Here is a 20,078-nt window from a genome sequence, read left to right on the forward strand (position 1 = left end):
CCACCTATCTGTTTAGAAAATATGTTCTGAATTCAGCAATTTCTTTATTTTCGATTTCAACATATTTATTGAATATTTTATCGCCTACTTGTTTCTGAAGCGCCGAGATGCCTACATCAATCAATCGTAATCCTTGTTGAGTGAGTAAAATATTATCGAATGGCAGTCCGCTTATGTTTGAAGGTCTTTGTAAATCACGGTGAACAAATCCTGCACGATGCAATTCCTGTAAATCATTTTCAAAGACCTCGAGCCACAGTTCCCGTATCTCTACTTCATACGACCTGAAATCCAGAGGGTAGAGGCGTTCCATGACCAACATTTCTGCTTGTAGTGATTCATTAAAATCCAACCGGATAAATTTTACAACCAGATTATTGATGCTGTTAGCAAATTGCATTTTCTCTGCTTCGCTCCCAATCTCAGAACGGGTGTCGCCAAGGAATAATTTCCCTACCTCTGTTTCACTTAATACGATGACAGTGTTATTAGCACCGGAAGATAATTTACGTGGGTATTTCATAGAACTGTACTATTGCTGTTTAAAATATATTCGTTTGTTTCAATCTATTATATCTGCATCAACATACTGTGTGTGTTGGTGAATGTTTCAAGTTGTTGAGCGGTTAACGTTTTTTGGGGTGCGATGGCTAGGATTATTTGCACTCGTGTTTATACAAGATACGACACCGATACTATTGTAAACCCAATGTTAACGGCAACTACGGATTGCAGGACGCGGAGCGTCTGTTTTGGCATTGCTACGCAGGAGCGTAGCAACGAGAAGAACCACTGTCCGCCCGCTATCGCTAAGCCCTTGTTAGCGGCTGCCATACTTCTCGTCTGAATACTATTGATTGTCATTTTGGTTTATCAGTGTCTTGGCAAATTCCATTTCTGTGTCAATCCCTTTTGCTTTGTCGGTTATGCTAATTGCTACGATTTTATCAGGGATAATTCCTTTGTTCCAATCTGTTCCGCACGGACAATAGTTTACCTGATTGGCTACAAGAAATCTCAATCCGCTATTTGATAACTTAAATTCAATTGGTTCGTCAAAAAAAAATTGAGTGCCGCCTGTTTCTTGTCCAATGAGAGTTCCCAAATTATAACACTGAAATGTGGCAGCCATTACACTAGCTGAAGAAAAAGTATTTCGGTTCACAAGCATATAAACATTGCCTTTAAAAATATTTGAGTTGGTGTGTGATTGTTCAAGATTGTCCGAAAATGTTTGCGTATAAACTGTATCGGATTTTGGAGTTGAATAAGGAGAATACTTAACACTCCGTTTTGCATATTGAGTAAATTTATTTGTAGTGAGATACGCAAGCAATGTGTCACCATGAAATGTTGAGCCACCCGGATTATCTCTTAAATCAATAACAAGCGATTTTATTTTTTTGTCATTGATTGATTTGAAAACTGTGTCGCAGAAAACAGCAAACTGCTCTTTGTCCTCACAGGCATTTATATCTATTACAACAGTTGAATTGTCAAGATACTTTGAAGTAAAATAAGGTTGATTATTTTGCGGAAAGCTGTCTAATGCTATTCCCAAAAGTTCAACTTGCTTTGGCAAATTGTCTGGAGTTCTAAGTTCAAGAGTAAATGTTTTGTCGAAACCGTAAACAGGATACAGTATGCGATGAAAGAAGAAAGCCATATAATCACTTTCGCTTTCTTGCAGTTCCCTGTTAATCATCAAATGCAAAGTGTTTACTATTTCTGTTGCCGATACTCCATTGACAGAAATTATTTCGGAATACAAAGGGAAAGGAGTGGATGATAGATTTTCGGAAGCATAAATTTTATTGTCCTTAATAAACACTTTTAATGGAATGAATAAACCACCCTGTTTTGAAAATTCTTTGCTATAAGAAAACGGAAATCCAAGCATTGAATGTGCGTCCTGTAACAGGTTGAAAAGCGGAAGCAGTCGGAAATAAAACTCCACAGCGTTCAATGGATTGTCTATACTGTTATAAATGTTTTGGTAAACCAAGTCAAATTCTGCTTTAGTGTGTAAGTGATACAAATTGTAGTGAGCAGTGTCTAACTTTCCGTAAAGAGATTTTAAGTCAGATTTCAAGTCAGATGGCGAAATTGTTTGAAAGGCATAGTTGTGTTGTTGCCGGCAGCCGAAACAGACAGTCAAAAAAGAAATTATGATTAAAATGTTAATTCGTTTCATACTGTCAAAGTTTGATAGGTCGGTTCATCGTTGCACTGTCTCCGAATGGTTGCCGCTAACAATTAAATATACGCTATCTGTGCATCCCAAAGTAGGCAAATCCAAAACACATAGCGCAGGAATGCGCAGGTTTACGATGAAGTGAATAGCGGTTATTATCATACATTATTTACTGGGTGATTTAGTTCTGTCTTCTGAATAGAGTTTGTCGTAAAGTAATATTGGTTCCGTTTTATTTCCCGTAAATATACATCATTCGTTTTGTCAATCAAATTTGCTCTTGGTAATTATGAAGCGCTTTCATGATACTCTTTGCCGTACTGCCATGGTGTAGACATGACAGCAGAGTAAGTAACGCAACTATTTGATGTGCGACGCGGAACGTCTATTTTGGTATTCCTACGCTGGCGTAGCAACGTGAAGAAATCTTCAAAAGGCAACGCCAATACTTGTTGTAAATAAATCATAAGTTAGGTTTGAAGTTGTATAAGGGGAGATTACTTCAGTTTTTTGGTTCTTGTATCCAATATCAACTACAATAGATATTGTGTTGTAGATGGAAACTCTTAATCCAGTTCCAAGATGTAACATCATTCCGCCAGATTGTATGTCACCTTTTTTGTCAGCAGTAGAAGAGTAACCAACATCCAAAAAGATAAGAGGACCAACATCACCAGATAAAAAGTATGTTCGTATATCAAAAAAAGTTGGAATCATTGTGATATTCGGATAGCGTTCCACACCAAAACCAACACCTATAGCGAGGTAATCGTTTTCTTGAAGTCCATGAATTGTTTTGATGGAGAAAATACTTTTTGCACTACCATCAATCATTGGACCTGACATTAGTCCTAAACTAACAATGCCAAAATAACTTCTTTTATTATTTCGTTCATTATTAATTGAATCAAGATTAGGTGTGTTATCCGCGTTAATGACATGATAAGTTTGGCGTTTATATATAGGTGATGCTTCCTTGTGAGTTGCGACTAGATTATTAACAGTAAAAATATTCTTATTAGCAGATTCATTTTGAGCAATATTGTCTTGTGCTGAAATCGAGCAGGTGAGAAGTACTACAATAATGAGAGAGAAAATTGATTTCATTGTGGTTTCATTTATTAATTAGTCTCGTTTATTAGTTACTTATTTCATTTCATGTAAATATACATCATTCATTTTGTCAATCAAATTTGGTTTTGGTAGTGATGGGGTGTTTCAGGTTTTAAATTCATTTCGAGAAACATCCCCCTTGGTCCCCCTTCAAAGGGGGAATACTTTTTACAGTTGTTCAGGGTTCATGATTACTATTAACGTTGAGGGATATCTCCCTTGTTCCATCCCGAAATAAATTCGGGACTAGTTCTTCAACAAGGGAGCATGTTTAGTTCTGAATTCCGTTGAGGGGCTGTTTCAAAGGTGCGAACTCCTTGGGTGTCATTCATACGAGAGCAGGAATCCATGTCACTTTCGACGATTCCGGATTCCCGTTGGCACGGGAATGACAAGTATAAAGACTTTTTAGATAGCCTTTTATCAGAGGAAGTTGATTATTTCTATGGATTGGAGTGGGCGGAGTTTTTGAACCGGTGCAGCTAATATAGCAGACTATACTGGCGGTTTCGATTGTGTGTCTCGCCAAGTCGATTGTATGTCTGGCGAAGTCGATTGTATGCTTTGCCAAGTCAATTGTATGCCTCGCCAAGTCGATTGTATGTCTCGCTAAGTCGATTGTACGTCTCGCCAAGTCGATTGTTTGTCTTGCCAAGTCGATTGTACGTCTCGCCAAGTCGATTGTACGTCTAGCGAAGTCGATTGTATGCCTCGCCAAGTCGATTGTATGTCTGGCTAAGTCGATTGTATGCTTTGCCAAGTCAATTGTACGTCTCGCCAAGTCGATTGTACGCCTCGCCAAGTCGATTGTACGCCTCGCCAAGTCGATTGTTCGTCTCGCGAAGTCGATTGTATGCCTCGCCAAGTTGATTGTATGTCCAGTGAAGTTGGGTTATTTTGTGGAAATGCCTGTATTTTGGTAGTTTTGAGTGGATTTTGGTATTGCGGAGTTTTTTGTAGAACCTTTGACCGCCAAGGTCACGAAGTTGAGACTAAATTTTGAAGAGGGTTGGTTGTATTTTGGGCTGGGAAGATGAATTACGTTTGCGGAGCATATTTTTTCTATGTTGGATAATTAACGTATTAGTTCATTTTGTCAAATCGCTTGTAATGGTCTTGAATAAGATTGTCGGGTTAAAATAATCAATTCATCTTTTTTGGGGTTCGTTCCTTTTCTTATGAGTTTGCAGTCTCACACGTTACATTTACATTTTTTTTCTTTCAGGATTCGTTTCTGTTCCATCGTCGAATGAACGAACGTGCGTTGGATTGCTTCTCCCGTTGCTAATTTGCTATCGAGCGGAGTGCGGTGGAGGTAGCCGCGACGTTTCATCTCTTTCACCAACGCTTCGTGCCGGTTGAAGAGCGCTTTTGTTTTTCCAATCCATCGTAGTGTTTCGGGATGGTCGGCATATCCTTTTTTATTTTTTGTGATGATTGTCCAGACAGCATGGAGTTCGCGATGCTCGCCAAGCAAGTGTTGGCGGCAAAGCATTTTCGGTGGTAGATCCCAGATGCGCATAATCAATGCAAAATTAGAAATTAAAAATTAAAAATGGAAAAAGTAAATCAGTAATCAGTAGTCAGTACGAGTTATTGTTTTACAATTCTGAGTCGGTCGAGGTTGTGTTCGACAAATTCATCGTCGTATTGTTTCGCTAAATCAAAATGTTTTTTTGAAAATTCAATTTTAGACATCGCGTTAATCTTTTCTTCACCAAACTGTTCAAGTAAATCCCGGGTTGCAAGGTTATCAATTAACATATCCCAGAAGTTTTGGATGTTGTATTCATCAATAAAGTCCCTCAACTCCGTATCCATATCAAACGTAGGAAAGAAGCTCAGGAGAGATTCATCAAATTCAATCCACTTCGTTTGTCCGGCGAGAGCAGCGTAACTATACACTTGTTGCTCGATATCTTCAACATCTTGTTCCATTTCCTCATCAGTTGCCGCGTGGCTGTTGACAAGCCACTCTCCGAGAAAGACTGTTTTCAGCAATGCTTTGTACTGGTCTTTTGAGAGTGTTATTGTAATCTCGTCTTTGTTTGTTGGTAGTTTGTGGATGTTCATATCAAAGCAAAATGAAAAATAGTTATTGGTTATCTGTTATTCGTTTTTGATTATTGGTCAATAGTCATTGGTCATTAGTCATTAGTCATCAGTCATTTGTTTGTAACCCGTAACCAGTTATCTTTGACCTATTATAAAAGAATAAATCCGAAATCTCCAATCCGAAATCCGAAATCATTCATTAATGACCCAGGGTTCTAAAAGTTTCTCATCCAATCCTTCGAGGAAGCGGGAAGGTTTGGAGAGGATGACTCCTGTTTCCCGTTCATAAATATTGATTGGATAAGTGATGATGAGATTTTCTTTCGCACGTGTGCATGCAACATACATAAGTCGGCGTTCTTCTTCAAGTTCTTCGGGATTGTTTGCCGAATGGATGGAAGGGAAGCGTCCATCGAGAGCATAGATGATGAAGACGGAGTTCCATTCGAGTCCTTTTGCGCTGTGAATGGTTGAGAGCGTGAGGAGTTCGTCATCGGGCGTGGGCGCGCTCATGTCGTAAATGCTTTCGGTTGGCGGTTCGAGCGCTAAATCGGTGAGGAGTGCACTCGTGTCAGAATATCGGGCGGCGATTTGCTCGAACATCTCAAGGTCTTTTCCACGTTTGATGAAATCATCATAATGATTTTTGAAGATGGGATGATAGTAATTGATGATTCCTGCAACTCGTTCCGATGGTGAATTCTTTTCCGAGAGAAGTTTTTTGAAGGTGCTGAAGAGTGTTCTGACATTTTCGGGATATCCTTGATAGTGTTCCCAAAAGTCGGAGGAGTTTGAAGGAAGTTTTCTTGTGATGATATCGTCAATAACACGCTCTGCAGTACGGGGACCGACGCCATCAACCAACATGAGAATGCGATTCCAAGCGACAACATCGCGGGGATTATCAAGCACACGCAAGTAGGCGATAATATCTTTGATGTGCGCTGTTTCGATGAACTTGAATCCGCCGAACTTTTGAAACGCGATTCCGGCTTTGGTGAGTTCGATTTCCAAATCGAATGAAAGGAAGGAGGAGCGAAATAAAATGGCAATGTCTTTCAATGACAAGCCGTTTTCTCTCAGTTCAAGAACTTTCTGCACAACGAAGCGCGATTGGAGGTTTTCGTTCTCCGCAACGACGAGTTGCGGGAGCGAACCGCCCGGTTTATTTGTGTAGAGGAGTTTGGAGTATTTGTGACGCACTTTACTTGTGAATTACTTCATAGTGAGAGGTACTGGATTTATGGAGTACTGGAGTTATGGATTATTGGGCTAGAATTGTTGTATGATTGAATTCAATGTAATTCTTTTTGCAAGATTTGGTTAGGTGACAAGTTGCGCCGCAAAATGTATTGCGGCTTTAATTTGTTCGGTTGTAAGAAATGGAAATTCTTCTTTGATATCATCAAAAGAAAAACCTTCCTCAAACATTTCAATAATAATGTAAACCGGAAAACGTGTACCGTTAAGTACCGGAAGTCCGTCCATTATTTCTTGATCTATTGTAATGAATTCTGGTTCCAAGTGTCGCACTAAAATTCTTGAAAAATGTATCTATTTATTTCTAGAAAATCAACAATTTGTTAAGGTGTGGGTTTACTAATAAGTTGAAACTCTGCAATTAGTATCAATCCAAGTTCAGACTCACGCACATACGATTGAAGGAGATGAATTTCGCCTGATGAATACCAAAATGGAAATTTCTGAGTTTCGCTTTTTTGTTCGTGTGTGACGATGTTGTACTCGAACGGTTCGGTGACGTCAACAATTTTCTCGAATTGTTTCGGCTTGGTGATGTTTCCGAAAAGCAACATTGGCGCATCATCAAGGCTTCGCTTTGAAACCATGAGTGAATTCAGACAACGTGCTTCGTCTGCCTCAGATGCTTTGTCGGGGATACGTGTGCAAACGGTGATAACATTGCTGATTCCCAAATCAATGATGCCAATGAGCGCAGATTCGAAATTATAAGACTTCAATCCAGAGTATGTGATGTTATCGTGCGAGCGAATCGGGTAACTGCTAAATAACGCATTGCCCGTTTGCCGACCGGAGAGTGTGATGTTTTCTCCGAATGCTTTATACATTCCCATTTCTTTCGCGAGTTCTTCAAACGTATCTGTTCTATCTTTTATTTCCGGATAACGAACGACTTGTTGAACAGCGACGATGTCCACTTTTTCTTTCTTGAGAAGCGCGGCAGTTTTCACAACATCTTTTCGTTCGATTTTTTTTGATAATGTTTTCAAATCAAAACTTGCTGTGCGAAATGTCAGTTCTTGTACCAATGGCTTTTTTGTCAATGGAGGAGGTGGAGGTGGCTGTGTTGTTTCTTCGCGTTTGATTTCTTTCGGGGGGCAACCGGTCAGAATGAAAGTTAAAAGTAAAAAGTTAAAAATTACAACTATATTTTTGAGATTATTCAGTTTCATAGTTACTCAATTCCTGCTTGTAAGATTGCGTTGGCGACGTTTAAGATTGGCTGAGTGCTTCGATAGTTTTCTTCGAGTTTGATGATTTTACAATCGGTAATCTGTTCGGGAAAGTCGAGGATGTTCCGAATGGTCGCGCCGCGGAACGCGTAGATTGCCTGTGAATCATCACCCACGACCATGAGATTATTGTACTTCGATGCAAGTGATTTGACAATTTCCGATTGGAGTTTGTTCGTGTCCTGAAATTCATCAACCATAATGTATTTGCATTGGTCGGCAAGAATTTGTTTGACGCTTTCCTGCGTGTTCAGGAGTTGCAAAAGATTGATGAGTAAATCATCGTAGTCCATGAGATTGTGAGATTTCTTATACAACACATACGCCTTACAAACGTTTCCAATTTCTTCTTCGAGTTCTTTGTAATGTGGATAATCATTGACAAGTAAATCGCCGAGAGGTTGCATCATGTTGACCGAACGACTGTACAAATCGTACAGAGTTTCTTTCTTCGGGAAACGTCTTTGTTTGGTGTCGAGTTTCAATCTTGTACGTATGAGGTTGATGACATCTTCAGCATCTCGTTGGTCGAGAATGGTGAAATTACTATCGTAGCCGAGGAGCGAGCCGTATTTTCTCAAAACAGAATTTGCATACGCATGAAATGTCCCGCCGCTGACATTTTCGCATCGGTCATCAAGTAAAATGGAGGCGCGACGAAGCATTTCCTGTGCGGCTTTCCGTGTAAATGTAAGAAGCAAAATGTGTTTCGGATTCACTCCAAGTTCCACCAAATATGCAACACGGTAAACAATTGTTCGTGTTTTTCCTGTCCCAGCACCTGCAATTATCAGATGCGGACCATTCACGGAAGTAACCGCCTCGTATTGCGACACATTCAACTCGTTCTTGTAATCAATAAGAAAACGATGCGGCGTGATGACGTGGAGTTCTGTCGATTTTTTGAGGGTGAAGGTTTTCAATTGATTTGTTGACGGTTGATAGTTTACAGTTTTCGGTTTCCTGTTTACAGTTAAAAAGTTGGCTTTATTTGAAGTTCACAATGATTTCGATTTGTGGTGCAAAAGTAGAAAAGAGTCTTTGTCTCAACTACTTTGTACTTAATACTCAAATTCTACGGCGAAATATATCAAATGAAGGAGGAATAGACAAGGTTGTCTTGGTTGTTGAGAGTGAATATAGTACATTCATTCCGGTTGAAAAATACTCTTTTTATTGATATACTTTGATGTGAGAATGACCAATTATTCTGAAGTAAACAAGCAAGGGTTTATGTTTGATGATTCAAAAATACGCCAAGCAGATGCCTCGTACAAATCATTTCCTTCTTTCAATGAATGGGCTACCTGTTTTGTGAATAATGAGCGGTGGGAAAAATATTCGACTATTCTAAAAAGAAAGGATGAAATATCAGCCGAGATGTTGGGCCGTGCGCAAGAGATTGTCAAACGAGCGGCGGCGATTGATACGGGTGCAATTGAAGGATTGTATGAAGTTGACAGGGGATTTACTTTTACGGTTGCAACACAAGCGGCAATGTGGGAATCGCTCCTTGAAAGCAAAGGTCAAAATGTGAAAGCGTTGTTTCAATCCCAACTTGAAGCGTATGATTATGTTTTGGATTTCGCTACGAAACGAACTCCGATTGCAGAAGCATGGATAAGAACACTTCACTCTGAAATTTGTAAACCTCAGGCAACCTACCCGGTTTATACTACCGTTGGTATTCAGGAGCAACCTCTTCCAAAAGGAAAATATAAAGTTAATCCGAATCATGTCATGCGTTCGGACGGAAAAATTCACTCGTATTCACCCGTAGATTTAACTCCTGCAGAAATGCACAGGTTTTGTAATGAACTGAACAGTGAAGCATTTCAATCTGCTCACCCAATTTTACAGGCATCATTTGCACATTATGCTTTTGTCGTAATTCATCCTTTCGCAGATGGAAACGGAAGAGTGGCTCGTGCGTTAGCGTCCGCTTTTACGTACAGGGCTTACTCAATTCCTGTTTTAGTTTTGATGGATGAAAGAGAAGCGTATTACGACACTTTAGAAGCGGCTGACAATGGAGACTATCAGAAGTTCATTGATTTTGTTTTGGAGAGAGGGATAGATTCAATAAAGATGATGGAGGAGAGTTTCTCTGCGGCAAAAGCACCGGATGCAAATGGGGCGATTTCAACTATAAAGAGTCTTTATGTTACGAAAGGAGGGTATTCGCATGAGGAAGTGGACAAGATTGGATCTTTATTCTTTCAATCATTTTTAAAAGAACTAAAAGAATTGGCTATTAAATATCAAGTACCTCAACAGATTCGTATTGATGTTCAAACGACAAGTAATGGATATGAAGACAGAAAAAGCATGTACAGAATCCCCATTTCGTCTAAAGTGAACGGAATTTCACTTACATTTCATGCTTCTCCTCCTGCAACCCTAAGTTATTCAGTATCATTTTTATTATTAGTGCCAAAAGATTGTGATAAAGAGGACGAGTTTGTTATAAGGTGGGTATCGTCGAATACTGATTTTAAAGCTCGATTGACAGAGATAGTACCTCAAATTAAAAGTTCACTAACAATCCGCATAAAAATATTTCTAGAAAAAGTATTTGGAGATGTTCTTACAAAGATAGCTATTCAAGCTAAACAAAAAGTAAAGGGTTCAGTCATCTAATTTTTCGAAAATTTGGTCAATTGTAAATCAAGCGAGAATATGCTATATTTGCACAGTTCAAAATAAGAGCAAGAGAGGTAACACGAAAAACAATTCAAAAAGGTCAATAACCTGTAAGGCAGAAATGCCTATCTTGCTGAACTGATGTAGAGCCCGTAGCTCAGTGGTAGAGCATTTGCCTTTTAAGCAAAGGGCCGTTGGTTCGATCCCAACCGGGCTCACTGAAGCAGTTAAAAGTTGAAAATTAGAAGTTAAAAATTTTCATTTTTTACTTTTCACTTTTAATTTTGCATTAATACGCGCGAGTGGTGGAATTGGCAGACACACCATCTTGAGGGGGTGGCGTCCGAAAGGGCATGCGAGTTCAAGTCTCGCCTCGCGCACCAAAGTTTATGAAGTACTTCACACACAACAATCGAACGGTGGGTTTTATGCGTACTATCAGTGTGTTAATTTTTGTATTCATGCTTTCAGTTTCTGCTTTCTCGGATGTGCTAAAAGACGGTTCGTTTCAAGCCACAAGCGATGGTTCAAACGTAACGCTTCGATGGATTACTGAAGATGAATCAAGCGTTGCACGGTTTGAAATTGAGAAACGCTCAGGAACTGACGGAGAATATAAAACGATAGCATCGGTTGAACCGCGTAATCTTTCGATTTATGAATTTGTTGATTATTCGGCGATGAATAAAACAAGTTCGTTGTATCAATATCGAATCAAAGTTGTGTTTACCAATGGAGCGAACCCGTTGTATGTCGGACCGGTGACAGTAACCCATTCGGTTTCCGGCGTAAGAAAAACGTGGGGAAGTATCAAAGCACTTTTCCGGTAATGAATTATTGATGAATTATGAAAGAGCGAGACTGTTGTTTCGCTCTTTTTGTTTTCAAACAAAAGTATGCTCATAAAGAAACCGCTTATCCTCGCCTCTGCCTCTCAGCGTCGTCAGCAATTGTTTCGGCAAATCGGATTGGAGTTTCAAATCCGTGAAAGCGGAGTGGATGAAACATTCGATACAACAAAAAGCGTAAGCGAAAATGTTGAGAGACTTGCAATCGAGAAAGCGCGATTCGTCGGGAATGGTACAGCGAACGCATTCATTGTTGGCGCTGACACTGTTGTTGTCCTTGGTGAAGAAATCCTTGGGAAGCCGAAAGATTTTCAGGAGGCGGTTTCTATGCTTTCAAAGTTAAGCGGACAAACACATCTCGTGTATACCGGGTTTTGTTTATTTGATAAACCTTCGAACAATTACACATCATCTCACGAGATTACAAAAGTTACTTTCAGGAAACTTGGTCAGGAAGAAATTGAAGAATATGTGAAGGCAGGTTCGCCGATGGATAAAGCGGGCGCGTACGGAATTCAGGATGATTATGGCGCGGTGTTCGTTGAGCGGATTGAAGGATGCTACTACAACGTCGTTGGATTTCCGCTTGCCAAGTTTTATCTTGTTATGCAAGATTTTCAAAAACAATTAGGATTACTCTGAATATGGAAAAGAAAATTCGAGTGTTAGTAGCAAAAGCCGGTCTTGACGGGCATGACCGTGGAGCAAAGGTCGTTGCGGCGGCATTACGTGATGCAGGTATGGAAGTAATTTACACAGGACTTCGGAAAACTCCTGAAATGATTGTCGAAGCCGCGTTACAAGAAGATGTTGATGCAATCGGAATCAGTCTTCTTAGCGGCGCACACATGACTATCTTTCCCCGCGTGTTGAACCTGATGAAATCAAAAGGACTGACAGACGTTTTACTTTTTGGAGGCGGAATTATTCCTGATGAAGATGAAAAGCAACTCAAGCAGCTCGGGGTTGGAGAGTTGTTCACACCGGGCGCATCAACGTTGGATATCGTGAAGTATGTGAAAGAATGGGCTGCAACTCACAGACATGAAGTAGTGATTGGTAATTAGTGAATCGTGAATTATTTCCTCAGAACAACTCACGAATCACTACTAACTACTCTCCTACGAGTCGTAGACCAATCACTATTGTGCAGTTCCCGCCAACGCCACGTTAATCGGCGAGGCTTTATTTCCGGCGTTATGTTCGATAGATAGTGTTCCGGTAAAATTACCGCGACGGTCGGGGAAGAAACGTACTTTCACGGAGCGTGATTGTCCCGTCAGAACGCTGTAACCGCCGCCGCCTGAAACAATGTAGAAACCATTTCCCGAAATTCTAATCACTCCTTTGAGTTTATCACCGGAAGAAGGATCATTCGTGAATATATATGTTTGGTCAGAATTTTGTCCCCAGACTATCGAACCAAAATTAATATTCAAAGTCGGAATATTGATTTTTACGCTTGAGTTTTGTGTCGTTGCTTGTTCTTCTTCCTGACATGAAGCAAACAAAAGAAGTATAACAAGCGATAACAATGCAACGAACAATTGTTTCTTGAAGACCCCGATGTTCATAATATTCTCCTCTTATTTTTTATCTCCTTTAAGAAACGGCGCAAGAATTTCAATCGGTAGCGGGAAGATAATTGTCGAGTTTTTATCTGCGGCAATTTCGGTGAGTGTTTGCAAATACCGTAATTGCAATGCAATGGAATTTTGTCCCATAATGCTTGCCGCATCAGAAAGTCGCTGGCTTGCCTGAAATTCTCCATCAGCATGAACATTCTTTGCACGTCGCTCTCGCTCTGCTTCTGCTTGCTTTGCCATTGCGCGTTGCATTTCGATTGGTAAATCAATTTGCTTTACTTCTACGTTCGAGACCTTTATTCCCCACGGTTCGGTGTGCAAATCAATAATTTTTTGAAGTTCCATATTAATTTTATCCCGTTGCGAAAGCAAATCGTCAAGTTCCGATTGACCGAGAATGCTGCGCAATGTCGTTTGGGAAAGTTGTGAAGTTGCAAAGAGAAAATTTTCGACTTCAATGATTGCCTTCTCAGGATTGACGACGCGGAAATAAACAACTGCATTTACTTTGATTGAAACGTTGTCTTTGGTGATAACATCTTGCGGCGGCACATCAAGCACAACTGTCCGCAGACTGACTTTCACCATTCTATCAATCATCGGGATAAGGAAAATGATGCCGGGTCCTTTCGAACCCATGATACGTCCTAAGCGAAACACGACTCCGCGTTCATATTCGTTGAGAATACGAACAGCGTTTGCAACGATGATGATTCCGAAAAGAATTAAAATAATTGGAAAAATTGATAATGCGCCCATTGTTATACCTTTAAATTATTATTGAATTGTCTACGACCCGTAGGGATTTTACTTTTAAATGTAAACCGTTTACTTCTTGTACCTGTACTCTTGAACCGTTTGCTATTTTGCCTTCAATACTCGATGCCGACCAGATTTCTCCGTGAACGCGAATGTTTCCTTCGGGTGATAACTCTGTGATTGCCTCTCCGAGTTCCCCGACAAGCCCTTCACTGCCGGTTGTTGGTTTTAATCGTTGTGCTTTGATGCCCAGACCAATGGCGAAGAGGAAAAATGCCGCTGTACTGACAACCGATGCGAGTATCACTTCCCATGAAATTGAGACAAATTCTAATGTTGAATCAGTTTCAATCAACATAAGCGAACCCAGCGCGAGGGATACAATTCCCCCGATTGTCAGTAAGCCGTGACTGATTATTTTTATTTCAAGAATAAAAAGGACGATAGAAATTATTATCAATGCTATACCGGCATAATTGATTGGCAAGGTATGAAATGAATAAAAAGCAAGCACAAGGCAAATAGCCCCGACAACACCGGGAAAGATTGAGCCGGGATTGTACAACTCGAACAGTAAGCCATACATTCCAAGCAGCATCAGGATGTATGCAATGTTCGGGTCGCTGAGGAGGTCAAGGATTTTTTGTCTGAACGATTTTTCGAATGTTTCGATGGAAGCATCTTTTATTGTGAGAACATGTTTGCCTGAAGGAAGTTCGACTTCAATCCCATCAATGACTTGAAGAAGTTCCCGAACCGATGCGGCGATTGTATCAATAACATTTTTTTGCAATGCTTCTGTTTCCGTAATCGAATAACTCTTTCGCACTGCATCTTCCGCCCATTCGATGTTGCGATGTCGTTTCTCACTGATTGTTCTGATGAATGCGGCGGCGTCGTTCGTGGCTTTTTCAGACATGATGGAATCCATCTGTTCACCGACTGTTACCGGATGCGCCGCGCCGATGTTTGTTCCCGGAGCCATCACCGCAACATGAGCGGCAAGTGTTACAAACACTCCCGCAGAAGCCGACTGCGAGCCACTCGGAGAAACATAGACAATGACAGGAATCTTTGCATTCAGCAAGTCACTAACGATGACACGAGTTGATTTTAACAAACCACCCGGCGTGTTGAGTTGAATAATCAGACACTCAGCATTTGCTTCGACAGCATCCTGAATACTTTCTGAAATATAATCGGCGGAGGCAGGATTGATTGCGCCATCAATCTTAATGACGTGAACTTTTGGAGTGTTAGCGGAAACGAAAGCGCTGAGAACCAAGATGAAGAATATCGAAGCAATCACGTGTTTCATGGCTCAAAGGTAAGCAAAAAAATGTGCACTCACAATTCGAGAATACTTCGTTAGTGGAATACTTTATTTCATGTACAGAGAAGTAATGGAGAGAGTTTGGGTGTGAAAATTTCAATACGGCTGAGTAATCTGTCACTGGATAGAATGCAATAAATCGCCTGCAATAATTCTCAATTGTTTTTGAGTCAGAAAATCTCTACTTTTTGCCCGAATTATTAAACTATGCTGAATGTCTTTCATTAAACAATATCGTGTTATCTCGTTATTGCTTGCTCTGTGGATGGTTATATCCGTGGCGCAGTCACAGACAACGCTTCATGTTCCGAGGGTGAAGTATGAATTTGATGGACTGAAACTCAAACGAACTATTTCAGTGAAACGTCCAAAAGTCGGATTGGTGTTGAGCGGAGGCGGCGCGCGCGGGTTGGCGCAAATCGGTGTGTTGCACGCGTTGGAGAAGCATAACATCCCGGTTGATTTCATTGTCGGAAACAGCATGGGAAGTGTCATCGGCGGATTGTATGCGGCAGGATATTCAACAAGTGAATTGGAAAGTATTGCAACGCACACAAATTGGGACGAAGTGCTTTCATTTACGGAGGGAACGAAACGGACAGAATTGTTCGTCGGGCAAAAGCGAGCGGATGATGTTGGTTTCTTAACGATTCGATTTGATGGACTTCAACCGATTATTCCATCGTCGTTTTCAAGCGGTCAACGACTCATAAATTATTTTATGAACCTGACACTTCAGGCGTTGTATCATCCCGATAGCACATTCGATAATTTGAAAATTCCGTTCCGCGCAGTAGCAGTTGACCTCATCAAAGGCAAGCGAACAATTATTGACCGCGGCTCACTTGCAGAAGCGATGCGTTCGAGCATTACTGTTCCGTTGCTTTATACTCCGCTCGAACGCGATTCGATGGCGCTCGTTGATGGCGGTCTGATTTCCAATATTCCCGTTGATGTTGCAGATTCTGTCGGCTGTGATATTATTATTGCAGTCAACTCAACGAGCGGATTGCGTCGAGCCGACCAAATGACCGCGCCGTGGGAAGTCGCCGACCAAATCATGACCATCATCATGCAACAACCGAACGAGAAACAACTTCAACTTGCCGATGTCGTCATCGTTCCGGAAATAGGGGAGAGGTTGGTTGATGATTTCACCGGATTGGATTCGTTGATTGCTTCCGGTGAACGCGCTACGGAACAATACATCGCTACTTTGCTTGATGTATTGAAATCAAAAAAAGATTTGGAGTACACAACTACGAACGCTACACTGAAGAACGTTCGCATTGAGGTGCAGGGAAAATTTATCAATGAAGATGTGAAGCGTAAACTTCTCTCAGATGGAAATGACGGAATACTTGAATTGCATCAAGTGGAAAATCGTTTGCATGAGTTGGAAGGATCGGGTGAATATGCTGATGTTTCGGCTGAAATTAGTGAGAATGATGACGGAACGAGAATCATGTACAGGTTACAGCCGCAACCGATGATACGACAAGTCGAATTTTCCGGCAATGTTGTCATAACTTCAGACGAAATCCGTTCAGTAATTCAAGAACTTGAAAGCAGAGTTCTGAATTATGAAACAATCCATCGAACGCTTGAGAAGGTCGTTTCGTTGTATCGTCGGAAGAATTTTTCTCTTGCACGGATAACTGATGTGAAAGTGAACTCGAACGATGGGAACATTCATTTTACAATCAATGAAGGAATTGTTCAGGAAGTAATGTGCGAAGGAAATGTGCGTTCTAAAGACTACATCATTCGCCGTGAGTTTCCATGGGAGCATGGCGATGTATTCTCTATTCAAAAAGCAAATGCAGGTTTGATTAACATCGCAAGCACAGGTTTGTATGAATACATATTGTTGGATATACGGTACAGGAATGAGCAACCGGGAATCATTCTAAAAGTAAAAGAGCGTAGCGCCGAGTTGCTTCGCTTCGGACTTCATGCGGATAACGAACATGGAATTGTGGGAATGCTTGATTTACGTGATGCAAACTTTCGTGGCGCAGGTGAAGATTTGAGTTTGTTGTTGCGGTATGGTTTTCGTGACCGGGTTGCACGAGCCGAATACCGTGCAAACAGAATTTTCAACACATATCTAACATTCAATTTCAAAGGATATGTTACATCCCGCGATGTTTTCACTTACAAAAGTGAACCGTCAGGCTCCGTTGTGACGTGGGAAAGAAGCGAGAATGGCAGATTTCGTGAGACAAAAATCGGCGGTTCGTTCACGTTCGGAAGTCAACTTGCTCGGCTTGGCGATTTGACGGTTGAAATAAGAACCGAACAACAACGTATTTCAGGAATTTCCGGTGTGGGGTACAATGAGGAAGACCATCGCTTTGTCGGATTGAAGTTGCAAACGACGCTCGACACGGAAAATAAATTTGTCTTCCCGACAGAAGGAATTATGCTGACGTTATCGTATGAAACCGCTCTGAAAAGTTTGGGAAGCGAAGTGTCGTTTACAAAAATCAATGCCTCGTGGAGTGCGTATCATACATTTTTCAACCGGCATACAATTCATCCGCACGTTCGTGTCGGATTTGCAGATGAAACTTTGCCATTGAGCGAGCAGTTTAGTTTTGGTGGATATAATTCGTTTTTCGGTTTGCAGGAGGATGATAGCCGAGGGCGGCAAATATTCATCGGCAGTTTTGAATATCGTTACACATTGCCGTTCAGAATTTTATTTGATACCTACGTCAGCGCGCGGTACGATTTAGGGACAATCTCCACTCTGCCGGAGGAGTTGAAGTTAAGCACGTTCCGTCATGGACTCGGTTTCACACTCGGGCTCGATACGCCAATCGGAGCGGCAATGTTTGGTGCAGGCAAAAGTTTTTACTTCCGCCGCGACCTTTCCGATTCTCCAGTGAGTGTCGGTCCGCTGTTATTTTATTTTTCGATTGGTCCCAATCTGTAAGCGATGAAACCCGGCTTCACGATTCTCGAACATCCTGCCGACATGGGAATTGAAGCGACAGGCGAAACACTTGCACAAGCATTCGAACAAGCCGCAATGGGAATGATGTCCATTATTCTTGATGTCTCAACGGTTGAGAAGAAAGATACCAGAACCATCAATCTTCGGGCAGGCGACATCGAACAACTTCTTGTAAAATGGTTGACGGAGATTCTGTACTTGTATGATGGACAACAGTTCGTGCCATGTTCTTTTTCAATACAGAAACTGAGTGAAACAAACCTTGAAGCAAAAATCAACGGCGAACAACTTCAACAGGAAAAACATCGAACGAAATTGGATGTCAAAGCGGTGACGTATCATCAATTAAGTATCAAACATTCTGTTAATGATGTTACACTTACTGTATTTCTTGATATTTGAATTGATATCAAAACATCACTTTTTTTTAACCGCAAAGACCACAAAGAAGACGCAAAGTGACGCAAAGAAAAATTACATAAAGTTTTTTTGATACATGAAACTCAAAACTCAAAACCCGAAATCCGTAACCCCAAACCCGAAACCTCAATGAAGTACGACTATGCTAAAAAAGATTGATAACTACCGCCACATCATCCCGAAAGAATACAAAAAAGGAATGCTCATCGAAGGAATGATTTACGCAGACGATGAGATGATTAAGCAAATTGAAAAAGACCAAACGAAAGAGCAAGTGGCAAATGTTGCTACGCTTCCCGGATTAGTTGGTCGTTCACTTGCGATGCCGGACGCGCATCAGGGTTATGGTTTTTGCATTGGCGGAGTTGCCGCTGCTGACCCGGATGAAGGAATTGTTTCTGCAGGTGGAGTTGGTTTTGATATCAACTGCGGCGTGAGATTGCTCGCATCAAAATTTGAACATCGGGATATAACTGCAAAACTTCAGGAACTACTCAATCAACTGTTTAGAGATATTCCGTGCGGGACGGGGAAGAAGGGATTGTTGAACATTGCAAAGAACGAATTAGATAATGTGCTTTTGAAAGGCGCACAGTGGGCAGTTGAACAGGGTTTCGGTGTTGAGCGGGACATAGCACACATCGAAGAGTACGGAAAAATTCCAAACGCGAATCCCAAGTGGGTAAGTAATCGTGCGAAGGATAGAGGGCATCATCAACTCGGAACGCTCGGTTCGGGAAATCATTTTTTGGAGATTCAGGTTGTCTCCGAAATTTATGAAGAAGACACAGCACGGCATTTCGGACTTCACAAAAATCAAATTGTTGTGTTGATTCACAGCGGTTCACGGGGTCTCGGTCATCAGGTTTGCACTGATTATCTCGACGCTATGCAGGATGGAATGAGGCGTTACGGAATTTCTGTCGTTGACCGTCAACTTGCATGCGTTCCAATAAAATCGAAAGAGGGGCAGGAATATTTGCAAGCAATGGTGGCGGCGGCGAACTTTGCGTTTGCCAATCGTCAGATGATGACGCACTGGACACGGGAAGCGTTCCAACGCGTACTCGGCAACGGCGAGTTGGATATTGTGTATGATGTTTGCCATAACATTGCAAAGTACGAAGACCACGAAGTTGACGGAAAGAGAAAGCGCGTTCTTGTTCACCGCAAAGGCGCGACTCGTGCGTTTCCGAAAGGACATCCCGCATTGCCGGAAGAATTGCGCGACTTCGGTCAACCCGTGTTGATTCCCGGAAGCATGGGAACATGTTCATACGTTCTTGTCGGAACAGAACAGGCAATGAAAGAAACATTTGGCTCGTCGTGTCACGGCGCGGGCAGAGCGATGAGTCGAACCCGTGCGAAAAATGAAACGACGGTTGATGAATTGATGAAAGAGATGAACAGCAAAAATATTTTAGTGCGCGGTCAAACGCGTTCAGGATTGACGGAAGAAAAACCGGATGCGTACAAAGATGTCAGTCAGGTTGTAGAAGTAGTTCACGGCGCGGGAATTGCACGGAAGGTTGCAAAGTTATTGCCGGTGGCGGTGATGAAGGGGTGAATTAATCGAAAGTTGTAAGTTTTTAGCCACAGGCAGATGCGCTTTAGGCGTAATCTTTTCGCGATTTATAATATGATGATGTTGGAGACAGGAACTTCAACACTTT

At 41.4% G+C, this 20,078-nt stretch carries 20 protein-coding genes and 2 tRNA genes; 9 read left to right on the forward strand and 13 right to left on the reverse strand.

The features are described from left to right. Positions 1-4: 4 nt before the first annotated feature. The 10 genes from HY960_09605 to HY960_09650 all read right to left on the reverse strand — a co-directional run bounded on the left by HY960_09605 (position 5) and on the right by HY960_09650 (position 8,777). On the reverse strand, positions 5-523 hold the full coding sequence (locus tag HY960_09605; GenBank protein ID MBI5215999.1) for a hypothetical protein: 519 nt from the start codon (positions 521-523) through the stop codon (positions 5-7). 149 nt (positions 524-672) lie between these two features. Further along, on the reverse strand, positions 673-864 hold the full coding sequence (locus HY960_09610; GenBank protein MBI5216000.1) for a hypothetical protein: 192 nt from the start codon (positions 862-864) through the stop codon (positions 673-675). Beyond that, positions 851-2,194, reverse strand: coding sequence for a hypothetical protein (locus tag HY960_09615; protein MBI5216001.1), 1,344 nt, complete (start codon positions 2,192-2,194; stop codon positions 851-853). Before HY960_09615 ends, HY960_09610 begins: the two co-directional genes overlap by 14 nt. Positions 2,195-2,623: 429 nt before the next feature. Further along, entirely contained in the window at positions 2,624-3,301 is a 678-nt protein-coding gene (locus HY960_09620) for a hypothetical protein (GenBank protein MBI5216002.1), read from the reverse strand. Between the two features lie 1,198 nt (positions 3,302-4,499). Continuing rightward, positions 4,500-4,829: a pyrimidine dimer DNA glycosylase gene (locus HY960_09625; GenBank protein MBI5216003.1), complete on the reverse strand. Its 330-nt coding sequence runs from the start codon at positions 4,827-4,829 to the stop codon at positions 4,500-4,502. A gap of 71 nt (positions 4,830-4,900) precedes the next feature. Continuing rightward, positions 4,901-5,380, reverse strand: coding sequence for a hypothetical protein (locus HY960_09630; protein MBI5216004.1), 480 nt, complete (start codon positions 5,378-5,380; stop codon positions 4,901-4,903). 174 nt (positions 5,381-5,554) lie between these two features. Then, a complete protein-coding gene (locus HY960_09635; protein MBI5216005.1) occupies positions 5,555-6,565 on the reverse strand; it encodes an ATP-binding domain-containing protein in 1,011 nt (336 codons plus the stop codon). Positions 6,566-6,685: 120 nt separating this feature from the next. Further along, positions 6,686-6,886 (reverse strand): DUF433 domain-containing protein, encoded by a 201-nt coding sequence (locus tag HY960_09640; protein ID MBI5216006.1) that lies wholly within the window; start codon positions 6,884-6,886, stop codon positions 6,686-6,688. A 59-nt stretch (positions 6,887-6,945) separates the two neighbouring features. Then, positions 6,946-7,794 (reverse strand): endonuclease/exonuclease/phosphatase family protein, encoded by an 849-nt coding sequence (locus HY960_09645; protein ID MBI5216007.1) that lies wholly within the window; start codon positions 7,792-7,794, stop codon positions 6,946-6,948. 2 nt (positions 7,795-7,796) lie between these two features. After that, positions 7,797-8,777, reverse strand: a complete 981-nt coding sequence (locus HY960_09650; GenBank protein ID MBI5216008.1) for an ATP-dependent helicase — start codon at positions 8,775-8,777, stop codon at positions 7,797-7,799. A 274-nt stretch (positions 8,778-9,051) separates the two neighbouring features. On the opposite strand from HY960_09650, the gene HY960_09655 reads away from it, so the two are divergent. From HY960_09655 to HY960_09680, 6 genes are all read left to right on the forward strand, one after another. After that, a complete protein-coding gene (locus HY960_09655; GenBank protein MBI5216009.1) occupies positions 9,052-10,494 on the forward strand; it encodes a Fic family protein in 1,443 nt (480 codons plus the stop codon). 149 nt (positions 10,495-10,643) lie between these two features. Continuing rightward, a tRNA-Lys gene (locus HY960_09660) sits at positions 10,644-10,715 on the forward strand. A gap of 78 nt (positions 10,716-10,793) precedes the next feature. After that, positions 10,794-10,880 (forward strand) — tRNA-Leu (locus HY960_09665). Further along, on the forward strand, positions 10,851-11,327 hold the full coding sequence (locus tag HY960_09670; GenBank protein ID MBI5216010.1) for a hypothetical protein: 477 nt from the start codon (positions 10,851-10,853) through the stop codon (positions 11,325-11,327). Before HY960_09665 ends, HY960_09670 begins: the two co-directional genes overlap by 30 nt. Before the next feature lie 66 nt (positions 11,328-11,393). Next, complete coding sequence (gene maf, locus HY960_09675) at positions 11,394-11,987, forward strand: septum formation protein Maf (GenBank protein ID MBI5216011.1); 594 nt, start codon at positions 11,394-11,396, stop codon at positions 11,985-11,987. Positions 11,988-11,989: 2 nt separating this feature from the next. Next, complete coding sequence (locus tag HY960_09680; GenBank protein MBI5216012.1) at positions 11,990-12,412, forward strand: cobalamin B12-binding domain-containing protein; 423 nt, start codon at positions 11,990-11,992, stop codon at positions 12,410-12,412. Positions 12,413-12,487: 75 nt separating this feature from the next. Here the strand turns inward: HY960_09680 and HY960_09685 are convergent, their stop codons facing one another. From HY960_09685 to HY960_09695, 3 genes are read right to left on the reverse strand one after another with little or no spacing between them, the layout of a single operon-like run. Continuing rightward, the gene (locus HY960_09685) at positions 12,488-12,919 is read right to left on the reverse strand and encodes a hypothetical protein (GenBank protein MBI5216013.1); all 432 of its coding nucleotides are present in this window, start codon (positions 12,917-12,919) and stop codon (positions 12,488-12,490) included. Between the two features lie 12 nt (positions 12,920-12,931). Beyond that, on the reverse strand, positions 12,932-13,690 hold the full coding sequence (locus HY960_09690; GenBank protein ID MBI5216014.1) for a slipin family protein: 759 nt from the start codon (positions 13,688-13,690) through the stop codon (positions 12,932-12,934). 10 nt (positions 13,691-13,700) lie between these two features. Continuing rightward, positions 13,701-15,008 (reverse strand): nodulation protein NfeD, encoded by a 1,308-nt coding sequence (locus HY960_09695; protein ID MBI5216015.1) that lies wholly within the window; start codon positions 15,006-15,008, stop codon positions 13,701-13,703. A 229-nt stretch (positions 15,009-15,237) separates the two neighbouring features. Between HY960_09695 and HY960_09700 the strand changes: the two genes are divergently transcribed. The 3 genes from HY960_09700 (at position 15,238) to HY960_09710 (ending at position 19,972) form a co-directional block, all read left to right on the forward strand. Beyond that, complete coding sequence (locus HY960_09700; GenBank protein ID MBI5216016.1) at positions 15,238-17,964, forward strand: BamA/TamA family outer membrane protein; 2,727 nt, start codon at positions 15,238-15,240, stop codon at positions 17,962-17,964. A gap of 3 nt (positions 17,965-17,967) precedes the next feature. Further along, complete coding sequence (locus HY960_09705; GenBank protein ID MBI5216017.1) at positions 17,968-18,387, forward strand: archease; 420 nt, start codon at positions 17,968-17,970, stop codon at positions 18,385-18,387. 160 nt (positions 18,388-18,547) lie between these two features. Further along, on the forward strand, positions 18,548-19,972 hold the full coding sequence (locus tag HY960_09710; protein MBI5216018.1) for an RtcB family protein: 1,425 nt from the start codon (positions 18,548-18,550) through the stop codon (positions 19,970-19,972). The last annotated feature ends 106 nt before the right edge of the window (positions 19,973-20,078 follow it).

The organism is Ignavibacteriota bacterium, from assembly GCA_016212665.1.
Classification (GTDB): Bacteria; Bacteroidota; Ignavibacteria; order UBA10030; family SZUA-254; genus FW602-bin19.